Origin of the sequence: Exiguobacterium sp. RIT452 (assembly GCF_003598705.1) — a bacterium.
GTDB lineage: Bacteria > Bacillota > Bacilli > Exiguobacteriales > Exiguobacteriaceae > Exiguobacterium_A > Exiguobacterium_A undae.
Window position 1 is genome coordinate 1 of record NZ_QXJB01000003.1, and the last position, 15,968, is coordinate 15,968.

General features: G+C 47.7%; 12 protein-coding genes. 5 read left to right on the top strand and 7 right to left on the bottom strand.

All coding sequences use genetic code 11. The features are described from left to right. Window positions 1-208: 208 nt before the first annotated feature. From D3D03_RS08990 to dnaA, 7 genes are all read right to left on the bottom strand, one after another. Window positions 209-1,255 (bottom strand): HD-GYP domain-containing protein, encoded by a 1,047-nt coding sequence (locus D3D03_RS08990; RefSeq protein ID WP_119923389.1) that lies wholly within the window; start codon window positions 1,253-1,255, stop codon window positions 209-211. An 85-nt stretch (window positions 1,256-1,340) separates the two neighbouring features. Continuing rightward, window positions 1,341-3,986, bottom strand: coding sequence for a DNA gyrase subunit A (gyrA, locus tag D3D03_RS08995; protein WP_119923390.1), 2,646 nt, complete (start codon window positions 3,984-3,986; stop codon window positions 1,341-1,343). A 27-nt stretch (window positions 3,987-4,013) separates the two neighbouring features. Further along, a complete protein-coding gene (gene gyrB, locus D3D03_RS09000) occupies window positions 4,014-5,927 on the bottom strand; it encodes a DNA topoisomerase (ATP-hydrolyzing) subunit B (protein ID WP_200870747.1) in 1,914 nt (637 codons plus the stop codon). Between the two features lie 10 nt (window positions 5,928-5,937). Continuing rightward, window positions 5,938-7,092 (bottom strand): DNA replication/repair protein RecF, encoded by a 1,155-nt coding sequence (gene recF, locus D3D03_RS09005; RefSeq protein ID WP_119923391.1) that lies wholly within the window; start codon window positions 7,090-7,092, stop codon window positions 5,938-5,940. A gap of 1 nt (window position 7,093) precedes the next feature. Continuing rightward, complete coding sequence (yaaA, locus tag D3D03_RS09010) at window positions 7,094-7,315, bottom strand: S4 domain-containing protein YaaA (protein ID WP_012368917.1); 222 nt, start codon at window positions 7,313-7,315, stop codon at window positions 7,094-7,096. 140 nt (window positions 7,316-7,455) lie between these two features. Then, window positions 7,456-8,589: a DNA polymerase III subunit beta gene (gene dnaN / locus D3D03_RS09015; RefSeq protein WP_012368916.1), complete on the bottom strand. Its 1,134-nt coding sequence runs from the start codon at window positions 8,587-8,589 to the stop codon at window positions 7,456-7,458. Window positions 8,590-8,776: 187 nt separating this feature from the next. After that, window positions 8,777-10,162 carry a chromosomal replication initiator protein DnaA gene (gene dnaA, locus D3D03_RS09020; RefSeq protein ID WP_026831584.1) on the bottom strand — a complete coding sequence of 462 codons (1,386 nt, stop codon included), beginning with the start codon at window positions 10,160-10,162 and terminating at the stop codon, window positions 8,777-8,779. Window positions 10,163-10,898: 736 nt separating this feature from the next. Here dnaA and rpmH point away from each other — a divergent pair. From rpmH to mnmG, 5 genes are all read left to right on the top strand, one after another. Then, on the top strand, window positions 10,899-11,033 hold the full coding sequence (gene rpmH, locus D3D03_RS09025) for a 50S ribosomal protein L34 (protein WP_012371910.1): 135 nt from the start codon (window positions 10,899-10,901) through the stop codon (window positions 11,031-11,033). A 167-nt stretch (window positions 11,034-11,200) separates the two neighbouring features. Then, the gene (gene rnpA / locus D3D03_RS09030; RefSeq protein WP_026831585.1) at window positions 11,201-11,551 is read left to right on the top strand and encodes a ribonuclease P protein component; all 351 of its coding nucleotides are present in this window, start codon (window positions 11,201-11,203) and stop codon (window positions 11,549-11,551) included. Between the two features lie 99 nt (window positions 11,552-11,650). Then, on the top strand, window positions 11,651-12,505 hold the full coding sequence (yidC, locus tag D3D03_RS09035; RefSeq protein WP_026831586.1) for a membrane protein insertase YidC: 855 nt from the start codon (window positions 11,651-11,653) through the stop codon (window positions 12,503-12,505). Between the two features lie 151 nt (window positions 12,506-12,656). Then, entirely contained in the window at window positions 12,657-14,036 is a 1,380-nt protein-coding gene (mnmE, locus tag D3D03_RS09040; RefSeq protein ID WP_199700012.1) for a tRNA uridine-5-carboxymethylaminomethyl(34) synthesis GTPase MnmE, read from the top strand. Between the two features lie 42 nt (window positions 14,037-14,078). Then, on the top strand, window positions 14,079-15,965 hold the full coding sequence (gene mnmG / locus D3D03_RS09045) for a tRNA uridine-5-carboxymethylaminomethyl(34) synthesis enzyme MnmG (RefSeq protein WP_119923393.1): 1,887 nt from the start codon (window positions 14,079-14,081) through the stop codon (window positions 15,963-15,965). Window positions 15,966-15,968: the final 3 nt, after the last annotated feature.

Below are 15,968 nucleotides of genomic sequence, written 5' to 3' on the forward strand. Positions count from 1 at the left end.
GAAAGAAGTTTTTTTGTTGTTTCCAGCAGTGCGCTCGTCCTCGTAAGGACAAGAAATAATATACCATGGGATTTATTATTGTACAAGCATTTTTTATAAAAAAAAGAAAAACTCTTTTTTTCACTGAATGAACAGTGCTCAAAAGAGTGTTTCTTCTATATATACGTTACATGATGACGACGACAAGACCGGGAAAGAGCAGCCTCGTTTAATCCATCAGCTGGATGATATTGAATTGCCGTTCTTCCATTAAGTCTTTGACGATACGTTGATTATGTTCTTCGTACGCAATCACCGGACGATCAAAGACCATATTCTTGCGGAGGACCGTTGCGATTTTACCGTTGCTGATCAAGACACGGTCACCGACTTCAATCGGCAACAACAGTTGTCCAAGTAACATGACATATTTAGAGTCATACTGCATCGGGCGTACTTTCAAGTAACAATAGGCATCATACAGCTTATAGGCTTCACGGTACGGACGCCAACTCGTCATCGCTGCGAATACATCCGCGACGATGAACAATCGTGTATGATCCATGATTTTATCGCCTTTGACTTTCAATGGATAACCGGATCCATCCAAACGTTCGTGGTGTTGGACAATCAATCGTTTGACCGTATCCGAAATGATGCTTTCTTTTTGTAACGCTTGGAACGCCATCGCCGGATGACGGTGGAAAATCTCCTGTTGCATCGCTTCATACCGTTTTGTATGACGCCATTCCATGATTCGTGCCAATCCACAGTCTGCAAAATACGATGCCACCCAAAGATCATGAATCATTTTCCGCTCTTTCCCGACCGCCTCTGCCAAGAGTTGGGCAATCGCGCCACGATAAATCGCATGGCGGACGGTATAGGCTTCTGTCCCCCGTTCAAGAAAATAAGGCAGAATTTCTTCACGTTGCACACGATCCGGAACCGATTCCTTGACCCAACGTAACGCATCATACACATTCGGAACGCGTCCTTGTTCCCATGAGGTGAAGACTTGGTTGTACGTTTCGATCAATTCGTCAAACCGGTTGGTGTCCGTTGCCTCGTCTGCTGTGACATCCGGTGCTGTTTCTTCCACCATTCCCTCCGGTCGTTCTTCAATCTCTACTTCTTTAATCAAAAAGCGTTTGATTCGTCTCAATTCATCTGTTCCAAGTTTTTTTCCTGCCGCGACAATCGGAATATCTGTATGTAAAAAAAGGGACTCTGTGATTCGGTCACCAATGATGAGCCGCTCAGTTGCAACACGCATCTTTATTTCGTTCCTTTCCATCACCAATTTTTTTAGAAAAATAGCAGAGTAAAGACAAACTCGTCCTCACTCTGCTGCACTTCCTCTATTCTTCCGTCTTCTCGGATTCTTCACTTACCTCAGAATCGGAAAGCGTCTGTTCTTCTGAAACAGGTGCTCCCTCTTCTAAAGCTGCAATTTCTTCCTCGACAGCTTCTTCTTTTTTCAGCTTCGCAACCGTTGCGACACGATCGCCTTCTTCGATCCGGATGACTTTTACCCCTTGTGCGTTACGTCCGACACTTGAGATATTTTGTGAATCCGTTCGAATGACGATGCCGCTTTCCGTCATGATCATGATGTCATCATCGACGTCGACAATCCGAAGAGCAACGATTTGACCCACACGATCGGTTACCTTACTTGCAATCAAACCTTTACCGCCACGCGATTGTGTCCGGAACTCCGTCATCGGCGTCCGTTTACCGAATCCTTTTTCTGTGATGACGAGAACATCCTGTTCGTCACGGGCCAGTTCCATCCCGATGACAATCGCGTCACCGGATAAGTTCATCGCCTTGACGCCGCGTGCACCACGACCCATCGAGCGGACATTGGTGATCGGGAAACGAATCGCTTTCCCGCTGTTGGAAACGGTGAACACTTCATCTTCCGTCGACGCGAGTCGAACCGATGTCAATTCATCATCTTCAAACAGACGGATGGCGATCAGTCCATTTTTATTGATCCGGGCGTAAGCGGACAACGGTGAACGTTTCACACGTCCTTTACGCGTCATGAAGATCAGCGATTTTTGCTCATCTTGCATCACTTCTTCCGTATCCAGGACCTCTTCCGTTTCATCCGCTTCCACTTCTACGTCTACATCGATGACGGCTTCAGGTGCTTCCGCAGTCTGTTGCTCTTCGAGGTAGCGTTTGAAGTTAACCGGAATCATCGTCTCGACTTTTTCGTCCCGCTCGATCTGAATCAAGTTAATGATCGGTACACCTTTTGATGTCCGGCTCATTTCAGGCACTTCGTAACCACGGATCCGGTACACTTTTCCACGGTTCGTAAAGAAGAGAATCGTATCATGCGTCGAACACGACAACAGACGTGTTACGTAATCGGCATCATTCGTCCCGATTCCTTGAACACCACGTCCGCCGCGGCGTTGCGCGCGGTACGAATCCGTCGTCAAGCGTTTGATGTATCCACTGCTTGTCAACGTAATGATGATATCTTTTTCCGGAATCAAATCTTCATCTTCAAATTCGATGTGGTCCATTCGAATTTCAGTCCGGCGTTTATCGTTGAAGCGTTCTTTCACTTCTTCGAGTTCCGTCCGAATCAATTCGAGTAAGACTTCGTCACTTTCGAGGATTGTTTTGAGTTCCGTGATCAATTGCATGATCTCCTCGTACTCGGCGTCAATCTTCTCACGCTCAAGTCCCGTCAACCGTTGGAGACGCATATCAAGAATCGCCTGTGATTGTTTCTCGGATAAAGCAAACCGGTCCATCAACTGTTCACGGGCAGCATCCGCTGTCCGATTCGCACGGATGATCTTGATGACTTCATCGAGGTGATCAAGCGCAATCCGTAAACCAGCTAAGAGATGTTCGCGTGCTTCTGCTTTCTCGAGATCAAACTGTGTCCGGCGACGGACGATTTCTTTTTGGTGCTCGAGATAGTGGTACAACATTTCCTTGAGTGTCAAGGTACGCGGACGACCGGCGACGATCGCGAGCATGTTGACCCCAAACGTCGTTTGCATCGACGTCTGTTTATACAGATTGTTTAAGATGACACTCGCATTCGCATCACGGCGGATCTCCATGACGATACGCATACCGCGGCGATCCGACTCATCACGCAAATCAGTGATGCCTTCGATTTTTTTCTCACGGACGAGATCGGCGATTTTTTCAACGAGGCGGGCTTTGTTGACCTGATATGGCAACTCCGTCACGATGATTCGTTCGCGGTCTTTTTTCGTCTGTTCGATTTCAGCTTTCGCCCGGACGATGATTGATCCACGGCCGGTTTCATAAGCGCGGCGGATTCCACTGCGTCCTAAAATTTCACCGGCTGTCGGGAAATCAGGTCCCGGTATGTGCTGCATCAGTTCCTGAATCGTGATATCCGGATCGTGCGACAAAGCCAACACGCCGTCAATGACTTCACCAAGCTGATGCGGCGGGATGTTTGTTGCCATCCCGACCGCGATTCCGCTCGAACCGTTGACGAGCAAGTTCGGGAAACGGGACGGCAAGACTTCTGGTTCCCGTTCCGATCCGTCGTAGTTGTCCTTGAAATTGACGGTATTTTTATTGATATCGCGAATGATTTCCATCGCGATTTTAGACATACGGGCTTCCGTGTACCGCATGGCAGCGGCAGAGTCGCCATCGACAGATCCAAAGTTTCCGTGACCGTCGACGAGCTCATAGCGGTAACTGAAGTCCTGCGCCATCCGAACCATCGTGTCGTAAACAGCTGAATCACCGTGCGGGTGATACTTACCGATAACTTCACCGACGATACGGGCGGATTTTTTGTGCGGCTTGTCCGCACGGATACCGAGGTCATTCATCGCATATAAAATACGACGGTGACCCGGTTTTAAACCATCACGGACGTCCGGTAAAGCACGGGCGACGATGACACTCATCGCATAATCCATGAAGGACGTACGCATTTCTTGACTAATGTTGATATCTTTAATGATCCCTTGTTGATCGGACATTCGTATGGCCACCCTCTCTATTCAACGTTAAATATCCAAGTTCTTCACATAGTGTGCGTGCGACTGGATAAAGTCACGACGTGGTTCTACCTGGTCTCCCATCAAAATGTCAAAGACCTCATCTGCTTCGATCGCGTCCTGCAACTCGACGCGGAGCATTTGACGACCACTTGGATCCATCGTCGTTTCCCAAAGTTGCTCTGGATCCATCTCACCGAGACCTTTGTAACGCTGAATGTCGTATCGTGCATTTTCCGGAAGTGCTGCCAATGCTTCGTTCAGCTCACGTTCGTTGTGGACGTACGTGATGTTTTTCCCTTGTTTGATGCCGTAGAGCGGCGGCTGGGCGATATAGACATACCCGTGCTCGACAAGCGGACGCATGTAGCGGTAGAAGAATGTCAGCAACAGTGTCCGAATGTGGGCACCATCGACATCGGCATCGGTCATGATGATGACTTTATGATACCGTGCCTTCTCGATGTTGAATTCAGAACCGATGCTTGTCCCAAGTGCTGTGATGATCGTCCGAATCTCATTGCTGCCGAGAATTTTATCAAGACGTGCTTTTTCGACGTTCAAGATTTTACCCCGGATCGGTAAGATCGCTTGGAAGTGACGGTCACGACCTGATTTGGCTGAACCACCGGCCGAGTCACCCTCAACGATGTAAATTTCAGAGATCGTCGCATCGCGTGACGAACAATCGGCAAGCTTCCCTGGAAGTGAACTGACTTCGAGAACCCCTTTACGTCGTGTCAATTCGCGGGCACGTTTCGCGGCCATTCGGGCACGCGACGCCATCATACCCTTTTCAACGATCGCACGGGCACTTGTCGGATTTTCCATCATGAACTGTTCAAACGCAGACGAGAACAACGTATCCGTTGCCGTCCGGGCATCCGAGTTACCGAGTTTCGTTTTCGTTTGTCCTTCAAACTGTGGATTCGGGTGTTTGATCGAAACGATTGCCGTCATCCCTTCTCGGACATCTTCTCCGGACAACGTGCCGTCCGCCTCTTTCATCAGACCAAACTTCTTCGCATAGTCGTTGATGACACGAGTCAACGCGGTTTTAAAACCGGTTTCGTGTGTTCCACCTTCATGCGTCGGGATGTTGTTCGTGAACGAGTAGATGTTGGCTGCGAATCCGTCATTGTACTGCAACGCGACTTCGACTTCGATGCCGTCACGGTTACCATGCACATAGACCGGTTCTTCGTGAACGACTTCTTTCGAACGGTTTAAATGTTCGACGTATGATTTGATTCCGCCTTCGTAATGGAAACTGCGTGTAATCGGCTCATCTGCGCGATCATCCGTAATTTCAATCGTTAATCCTTTATTTAAGAATGCCAGCTCACGTAAACGTGTTGCGAGCAGATCGTAATCGTATTCGAGTGTTTCTTGGAAAATTTCATCATCCGGGAAGAAACGAATCATCGTTCCTGTCTCTTCTGACGTTCCGATGACTGCTAAGTCTGCGGCTGGAACACCGCGGTGGTACGCTTGGTAGTACAGTTTTTCATTCCGTTTGACGAAGACTTCGAGTTTCGTCGAGAGCGCATTAACAACGGATGCCCCAACACCGTGCAGACCGCCGGATACTTTATATCCGCCGCCGCCGAACTTACCGCCGGCATGCAGCACGGTCAAGATGACCTCAACTGCCGGACGTCCCATCTTCTCTTGGATATCGACCGGGATTCCCCGACCGTTATCTTCGACCAGAATCGAATTGCCTGGTTCAATCGTCACTTTGATTGTGTCGCAATACCCTGCGAGTGCTTCATCGATCGAGTTATCGACGATTTCCCACACTAAGTGGTGAAGCCCCTTCGATGCAGTCGATCCGATATACATACCCGGACGTTTCCGAACGGCTTCTAGACCTTCAAGCACCTGAATCTGATCGGCACCGTACCCTTGTTCTAATTCCATATCTTCATGATTACTCATCGGTTTTCTCACCTACTATTTCTTTGTATGATGTCTCTTCCAAAATGACGGCCCCCTGTTTCACGTGGAACAATTTCGCCTGTTTGATCGTTTCATGTGCGATTCCGTCAACGCTTGTCGTCGTCAGAATGGTCTGCACTTTTTGTTGCATCGTATCGAGCAAATGGGTTTGACGATGATCATCGAGCTCGGATAAGACATCGTCTAGAAGTAATAACGGATATTCCCCTACTTCTTCATGAATCAATTCGATTTCTGCTAACTTCAAAGAGAGTGCCGCCGTCCGCTGCTGTCCTTGCGAACCGTAAGTCTGGACATTCCGTCCGTTGACTTCCATTTCAAAGTCATCGCGGTGGGGTCCAAACAACGTCACGCCTCTTCGGATTTCATTCTCTTTTATTTTACCAAACTTCTGCGTATAAGAAGCAGTCATTCCTTCGACATCAAGCAAATCATTGCTGAATGTATCGGAACGATAAATCAGGACGAGCTTTTCTTGTCCGCGACTGATTCCTTCATGAATCGGCCGTGCCCACTTTTCAAGCTGGGCGATGAAGTGATGACGCCGCTGAACGATTTTAACGGCTAGCGTAATCATCTGCTCCGTCAACACATCGAGAAAAGTCTCATCCCCGCCTTTCATCGACAACTGCTTCAATAAGGCATTACGTTGCTTGAGGACTTTCAGATACTGACTCAATTCATGTAGATAGACCGGGCTGACCTGACCAATTTCCATATCCAAAAAACGACGTCTGATTTGAGGACTGCCTTTGACGATGTGCAAATCCTCCGGTGCAAACAATACGATGTTCAAGGCACCGACGTAATCACTGAGTCGGCGTTGTTCGAGATGATTCAACTTCGCTTTTTTGCCGCGGCTTGAAATCGTGATCTCCTGCGAATGGTCTCCCCTTCGTTTATGGACCCGTCCTTCGACACGCGCTGCCTCGGCATCCCAATGGATCAATTCTTTGTCGTGCGTCGTCCTGTGGGATTTCGCCAGTGCCAGCACGTAGATCGCCTCAAGCAGATTCGTTTTCCCTTGCGCATTTTCACCAATCAAAACATTCGTCTTTTCCGAAAAAGATAATTCTAGCGACTCATAGTTGCGATAGTGACTGAGTCGGACCGAATCCAGTCGCACGTTAGTTGCCCTCGTTCTTAATGATGAATTGACCGTAATCTTCTACGTCAATGACATCTCCATCCCGTAGTTTACGACCACGTCGCTGATCGACTTCACCGTTGACGAGAATGGGCACCTCAGCGAGAAATGGTTTAGCTTGTCCACCGCTCGAGATGATATCAGAAAGTTTCAGGAACTGACCTAATGTGACGTATTCTGTTGAAATCTTGATTTGATTCATGGTTTGACTCCTCCTACCTACATATTATAAATGACGTACTCTTTATTGTACTAAAAAACTCACGATTTAGCAAAATGAACGAACGTATATACGGATTTCAAAAAAAGCCCAAGGAACACGAACGGTTCCTTGGGTGCACATCATGCCGTTCGAACCGGCAGGATCAGCTGTAAAACGTTATCTTGATCAACAGGATGTAAAATGAACGGTCGGATCGAACCCGTGAACTGGATTTCGATATCCGTCGCATCCAGGGCTTTTAAGGCATCCATCATATATTTCGAGTTAAACGAAATTTTCAGCTCTTCGCCTTCAAGCGATAAGATACTGACTTGCTCAGATACTTTACCGACTTCCGGTGAGTGAGACGAGATTTCGACAGCCGTCGTTCCTTCTGCTGCGAACTTGATGACGTTGTTACGGTCTTCCCGTGCAAGCAACGACGCACGATCAATCGCCTGAAGCAATTCCTTGGCATTCATGCGCACCGCTGTCCGGTATTCTTCCGGAATCAGACGTGACGTATCTGGATAGTTGCCGTCAAGCAGACGCGAGAAGAACAAGACGTGTTTCATCTTAAACAGAATCTGTTGATTCGTAATCGTGATGTCGACATGACCGTCGCTAAGTAGTTTGGATAATTCATTTAAGCTTTTACCCGGAACGATGACATTTTGGAACGAGATTTCGTTATCCGTCTCGAACTGGGCGCGTCGTAACGCCAGTCGGTGACTGTCCGTCGAGACACATGTCAGGATATCTTTGTCTGCCGAGAAGTTAACCCCTGTTAAAACAGGACGTGTTTCCTGGACGGCGACGGCAAAACTCGTTTGACGAATCATTGACCGTAACAGATCAGCCGGTAAACGGAACTGTTGTCCACCGTCGACTTGCGGCAGGCGCGGGAACTCATCCGGATCAAGTCCGTTGAGATGGAATTCAGCGGTACCGGATTGAATCCGTGTCATGAAATTCGGTGAGACTTCTAAGATGACTTCATCTGTGGGTAACTTTTTCACGATGTCTCCAAAGAAGCGAGCATTTAAGACGACACTTCCTGCACGGTGGACCGTGACGTACGACGTACCGTTCTCTTCCGCATAGATAGTCCGTTCGATTGAGATTTCTGTATCACTACCAGTGAGCGTCATGCCGTCTCCATGGGCCTCGAGTTTAATTCCTGTCAGAATCGGAATCGTCGTTCGGGATGAGACTGCTTTTGCTACATCTTGAATTGCTTGGATTAAAGTATCACGTTGAATTGTAATATGCATATTGTCGTTAAGCTCCTCTCAAAATGGGCGTTACACCATCATAACATAATAATATATTTTTTTAATAATAGTATTAGGGGCTGTGGATAGTGTGGATAAGTCGGTGGATAACTTGGTATAGAGCCAAAACGCGTGTGGATAACTTGTGGATAACTAACCTCTTTTATCCACAGCTTATCCACAGGATTCAGGAATGTTTCAATTCGTGCTTGATTTGCTCGATGACTTTTCCTGTTTCCCCGTCTGATTTGACAAGTGTACTGATTTTTTCATGTGCATGGATGACGGTCGTGTGATCACGTCCCCCAAATTCCTCGCCAATCTTCGGTAACGAGCTTTCCGTCATCTCCCGTGACAGGTACATCGCGATTTGACGGGGGAAAGCAATCGATTTTGTCCGTTTTTTAGCTTTTAAATCATCAAACGGCAGATTAAAGTGTTTGCTGACCGATTCCTGAATATCACGGATCGTGACTTTCCGGGGTTCGCTCGCCGGCATGATGTTGTGCAACGCTTCAGCAGCGACATTCGGATCAATCGTCCGTCCGACGAGGTTCGCATAGGCGATGACACGTGTTAAAGCCCCTTCGAGTTCGCGGATGTTCGTATCAATCTGACTGGCGATGTAAAGCATGACTTCATTTGAGACATCCAGCTGCTCGGCATTGGCTTTTTTCCGGAGAATCGCAATCCGGGTCTCAAGATCCGGTGGTGTGATGTCCGTGATCAGTCCCCATTCGAAGCGGGAACGTAACCGGTCCTCAAGTGTCGGGATTTCCTTAGGCGGGCGGTCGCTCGAGATGATGATTTGTTTCTGATCGTTGTGGAGCGCATTAAAGGTGTGGAAAAACTCTTCTTGTGTCTGCTCTTTTCCGGCCAGGAACTGAATATCATCTATTAATAGAACATCGATGTTTCGATACTTGTTCCGAAACTCGACCGTCTTGTTGTCACGGATCGAATTGATGAAGTCATTCGTAAAGCGTTCAGACGAGACATATGCAATGCGTGTACCAAGGTTTTGATCTTGAACATACTGACCGATCGCATGCATCAGATGTGTTTTGCCAAGCCCCACTCCACCATAGATAAAGAGGGGATTGTATGCTTTCGCCGGTGCTTCCGCCACAGCCAATGAAGCAGCGTGAGCAAATCGGTTTCCGGATCCGATGACAAACGTATCAAACGTATACTTGGCATTTAACTGTCCCAGTTCACTCATGACGAGTTCATCCGTCGGTTTGCGTGTCTTTTGGACATTCGGTTTCGGAGCGACTTCGATTACTTCCTCATTTTGACGATCGAGCATATGTTTAGCTTGACCTTCCTCGATGAATTGAATATCAAGCCGGCTTCCCGTCACTTCTTCGACGGTATCTTCTAGTAAAGATAAGTATTGACGTTCGAGCCAAGTGACCGTGAAGGCGGCTGGTGCAGAGACGATCAACGTCGTTCCGTTCAGCGTGACACCTTCCGTAGACTTTAACCACATGTCGTAACTGGCTTTTGGGGTACGTTGCTCTTCCTCAATTACAGATAATACATTGTGCCAAAGTTCGGCAGCGTTTTTCATAAATACCCCCCTTTTTCTATCATGATATAAAAAACTATACACAGGCTTATGCACAGGACAAGGTTAATGAAGGAACACGACTTATCCCCAGAACATAAAAACTGTGGATAACGTTATCCACAGGGGTTGATTTCTGTGTATAAAGTTATCCACAGGGTGTGTATAACTTGAAGAATCAATTTGTCTTGCGTTCTTGTTATGCACAATTAGTGTATCAAATGAAATGAGGTCTGGCAATGGTTAGAATGATTTATCCACAAGTAAATCGACATATACACAGGCAGTTACCCACAGGGTGTGGATAGTGTGGATAAACTGTGGATAAGATGTGTATAACTTTTCTAAAGAGGAAGCGTCCAAAAAAGTTATGCACAAAACGACAAGAAGAGGTCTTAAGAAAATCCAAAAACAGACCTTGACGTTGATTTTAAAAAATACTATTGTAGACAAAGTGATAAGTTATCCACGGAAAGTGTGGATAGTGTGGATAAGTCTGTGGATAGTTTAAAGAGGAGTGGTTTCAATCCATTCTGTCAAACAAACCATATTGTATGATATGAAACAGACCCACTGATTCTATTTTCACGATTCATGCTGCAATAGGATGAAAATGCGCATGATAAATCTTCTGAACTTTCATTGACAAGGTCACTTTTGATTTATATAATGTACAAGACTGCCTTAAAGTAGAAAACGATGATTTTTATAGAGTATTTTTTAAAGGAGGTGCAGACTAATGAAACCAACTTTCAACCCAAACAACCGTAAGCGCAAAAAAGTTCACGGATTCCGTGCGCGCATGGCAACGAAGAGTGGCCGCCGGATCTTGGCTGCTCGCCGTCTTAAAGGCCGCAAAGCCTTGACTGTATAATCGAGCGATGATGAGATCACTTCTGGCGATGCCTGGAGTGATCTTTTTTTTGTTGTTTTGAGGATGTTCGTCCTTTTGTCACAAGACGACTCTCGCAGAGCGGGTTTATTCTATGATATGATGAAAGACGACGAATTTTCGTGATGTCAGGATGGAGTGTGATCAAGGTGAAGAAGGAATACCGCGTCAAGAAAGACAAGGAGTTCCAAGCGGTGTTTACTCGAGGAGCCTCTGTCGCAAATCGGCAATTTGTCGTATATGCACTAAAGAAAGAGCAGCAGACTCACTTTCGGATTGGTTTATCGGTGAGTAAGAAAATCGGGAACGCCGTTGTCCGCAACCAAGTCAAACGGTACATTCGTGAAGCATGCCAGCTTCATGAAGCATCGCTTGCCCCGAATTATGATTTTGTGATCATCGCGCGCAATCCGGCTGCGAAGATGACGGCTCAAGAAGTCGCAGACAGTTTGCGCCATGTCTTCAAACGTTCTGGTGTCTGGAAGCGACAAGTTAAATAAACGTGTAGTATATCCTGTTGATTTGTAGCGGCCGCTCGCCTACTTCTATCATATAGAAATACGAGTACCGACCACGTGTAAACATTACTAGGAGGAATTATGAACAAGAGAACTAAGATTTGGCTGACGCTTGGGCTGATGTCCGTACTCGCAATCGTTCTATCTGGTTGTACCCCTGGAACATACGGGACAGGTGAACCGATTACTGCTGATACAGAAGGTTTCTGGAAACATTACTTTGTTTGGCCGATGGCTTGGTTAATCGGAAAAATCGCGGAATACTTTAATGGGGATTACGGGATTGCGATCGTCATCACGACCTTGATCGTCCGAATGGTGATCTTACCGTTAATGATCAAGCAAACGAAGAGTATGGGTGGTATGCAAGTCATCCAGCCGGAAATGATGAAGCTTCGTGAGAAATATAGTTCGAAAGATCAAGAAACACAGCAAAAACTGCAACAAGAGATGATGAAGTTGTACCAAGAGCACAACGTCAATCCGCTTGCCGGCTGTTTACCGATCTTGATTCAAATGCCGATCTTGATTGCCTTCTACAACGCAATCATCTATACACCGGCCATTTTCCAACACTCGTTCCTCTGGTTCGACCTCGGAAAACCGGATCCATTGTTCATTTTACCGATTTTGTCGGCAATCTTTACGTACCTGCAACAGAAAATCTCGATGGCAGGTCAAGACGACAATCCACAGATGAAAATCATGTTGTACGTCTTCCCGATCATGATCTTCGTCATGGGTGTGACATTACCATCTGCCTTGTCATTGTACTGGGTCGTAGGTTACATCTTCTCGATCATCGTGACGATCGTCATCATGAAACCGATGCGTGAGAAGATCAAATTACAGACTGAAGCAACGATTGCTTCAAAACGTGAAAAAGAAGCGGCTCAAGCAGCTCCTGCTCCGAAAAAGCCGAAAAAGAAACGTTAATCACAAATGAGGGCGATACTCCGTTTTTACAGAGTGTCGCTCTTTTTCTTTTGCGCTATTTCGTGTATAGTTGTCACGTTATACCCATTTATATACTCCTGAACATTAACTATAGAAAAGATTGCAGAAAACGAGGTGTGAACAACAGATGATGGAATTTGATACGATAGCCGCAATTTCGACGCCGATGGGCGAAGGAGCGATTGCGATCGTTCGTTTATCCGGTCCAAAAGCGGTCGCAACGGCGGATCGTGTTTACCGTGGTGCCAACCAATTGACCGACGTCCCGACGCATACGATTCATTACGGCAAGTTGGTGGAGCAGACGACAGAACAGGTCGTCGACGAAGTCATGGTCAGTGTCATGCGGGCTCCGAAAACCTTTACGCGGGAAGATGTCGTCGAACTGAATTGTCACGGCGGAATCGTCGCCGTCAATCGGGTGCTCGAACTGATTCTCGAACAACCGGACGTCCGACTCGCCGAACCAGGTGAATTTACGAAACGTGCCTTCTTGAACGGCCGGATCGACTTATCCCAGGCTGAGGCCGTGATGGACTTGATCCGGGCGAAAACGGACCGGGCGATGACAGTTGCCGTCGGTCAAATTGAAGGACGGTTGTCGAAACTGGTACAGGATTTACGGGAACAATTGTTGCAGACGATTGCTTCGATTGAAGTCAACATCGACTATCCGGAATACGATGCAGAAGAGATGACCCAACAAATCGTTCAGAAAGACGCCGGCGAAGTCCGACGCATCTTAACGGAACTTCTGGCGACGGCCCGACAAGGGAAAATCCTGCGCGAAGGCTTGTCGACGGCGATCATCGGGCGTCCGAACGTTGGAAAATCGTCTTTGCTCAACACATTGGTGCAAGAAGCAAAAGCGATCGTCACCGATATCGCCGGGACGACACGTGATACGATTGAAGAATACGTCAATGTCCGTGGTGTCCCGCTGAAATTAATTGATACGGCGGGGATCCGGGAAACCGAAGACATCGTCGAACGGATGGGTGTCGAAAAGTCGCGTCAGGCGCTTAACTCAGCGGACTTGATTTTACTGGTCTTAAACGGAAACGATGCATTGACGGAAGAAGATGTCTTGTTATTCGAAGCGATTCGGGGCATGAATGCCATCATCATCGTCAATAAAAGTGATTTACCGCAACAGATTGATCTCGAGCGCGTCACTCAGTTGGCGGATGACCGTCCGATCGTCACGACGTCCCTGCTCGAAGAAGCGGGAGTCATGGATCTTGAAGCGGCCATCGCCGCGCTCTTCTTTGAACAAGGAGTCGAAGGTCAGGACATGACGTACGTGTCGAATGCCCGTCACATCCAATTGATCAAACAGGCGAGTCAGATGATTGAAGATGCACTCGGTGCGGCGGAAGCGTCGATGCCGATTGATATGGTCCAGATCGACTTACGCCGGGCGTGGGATACACTCGGTGAAATTAATGGAGATACAGCGCAAGACAGTTTGCTCGATAAATTGTTCTCGCAATTTTGTTTAGGGAAATAAACGTTGTCAGGTTGTTGATTTTTAAAAGGAGGAACCACAGTTATGGCTTATCAAGCAGGCGAATTCGATGTCATCGTCATCGGAGCCGGTCATGCGGGGATTGAAGCATCCCTCGCAGCCGCTCGTATGGGTTCAAAAACCGTCATGTTGACGATGAATCCGGACATGGTCGGATTCATGTATTGTAATCCGTCGATCGGCGGTCCGGCAAAAGGGATCGTCGTCCGGGAAATTGATGCTCTCGGCGGAGAAATGGCACGGGCGATTGACGCCACGTACATTCAAATGAAAATGCTCAACACATCAAAAGGTCCAGCCGTTCGTGCACTTCGGGCACAGGCGGATAAATTCGAATACCAAAATCGGATGAAAAAAGCCCTCGAAGATGAACCGAATCTGTTGCTGCGCCAAGCTCTCGTCGAACGGTTATTGATCGAAGACGACACGTGTGTCGGCGTCGTGACGAATACAGGAGCCGAGTACCGGGCAAAAGCGGTCATCATCACGACCGGTACATTCATGCGCGGAAAAATCATTATCGGTGAGTTGTCGTATGAGAGCGGTCCGAACAATCAGATGCCATCGGTCAACTTGTCGAAACATCTGGAAGAACTGGGCTTCGAACTGGCCCGTTTCAAAACCGGTACACCGCCGCGGATTGACGGGAAAACAATCGATTATTCGAAAACGGAAATCCAACCGGGTGATGCTGTCGCATTGCCGTTCAGTCATGAAACGACACAGATGATCACGGAACAGATTCCATGCTGGTTGACGTATACGACCGAATATACGCATCAATTGATCGATGCGAATCTCCATCGTTCTCCGATGTTCTCCGGGATGATCAAAGGAACGGGTCCCCGTTACTGCCCGTCGATCGAAGACAAGGTCGTCCGGTTCAGCGATAAACCCCGTCACCAGATTTTCCTGGAGCCGGAAGGTCGTGACACGGAAGAAGTCTACGTCCAAGGACTCTCAACGAGTCTGCCGGAAGATGTCCAACATGATATTTTACGGTCGATTCCAGGACTTGAGAAATCAGAGATGATGCGTCCCGGTTATGCGATCGAATACGATGCGGTCGTGCCGACACAACTCTGGCCGACACTTGAGACGAAACGGATTGCCGGATTGTTTACAGCCGGACAAATCAACGGCACAAGCGGTTATGAAGAAGCGGCCGGACAAGGGATCATGGCCGGCATCAATGCTGCACTCAAAGTACAGGAAAAAGAACCACTCATCCTGTCGCGTTCCCAAGGTTACATCGGCGTCATGATCGATGATCTCGTGACAAAAGGAACAAACGAGCCGTACCGTCTGTTGACGTCACGTGCCGAATACCGCTTGTTGTTGCGTCACGATAATGCCGATTTACGTCTATCCGACATCGGACATGAACTGGGTCTGATCAATGAGACACGTCATGCGAAATTGGCCGAGAAAAAAGACGAGATCAAGCGGGAAATGAAACGACTTGAAAAAGTCGTCATCAAAGCGACGCGTGAGGTCAACGAACAGTTGACGGCAATCGGTGTCTCCCCATTAAAAGAGGCGTTACACGCCATCACGCTGCTCAAACGTCCTGAAATCACGTATGCGATGATCGCCGAGATGACACCGGCACCGGTCGCGCTTTCTCCGGAAGCAGCGGAACAGGTCGAAATCCAAGTCAAATATGCCGGTTACATCGACAAACAGCTTGATCAAGTCGAACGGATGATGCGGATGGAGAAAAAACGGATCCCGGAACGTCTCGATTATGACGTCATCAGTGGTCTTGCGATTGAAGCGAAACAAAAACTAAACCAAGTGCGTCCGCTCTCGATTGGGCAAGCATCACGAATCTCAGGGGTCAATCCGTCTGATATCTCGATTTTGCTCGTCTATATCGAACAAGGCCAATACGCATTGACTGCGGAGTGAAGA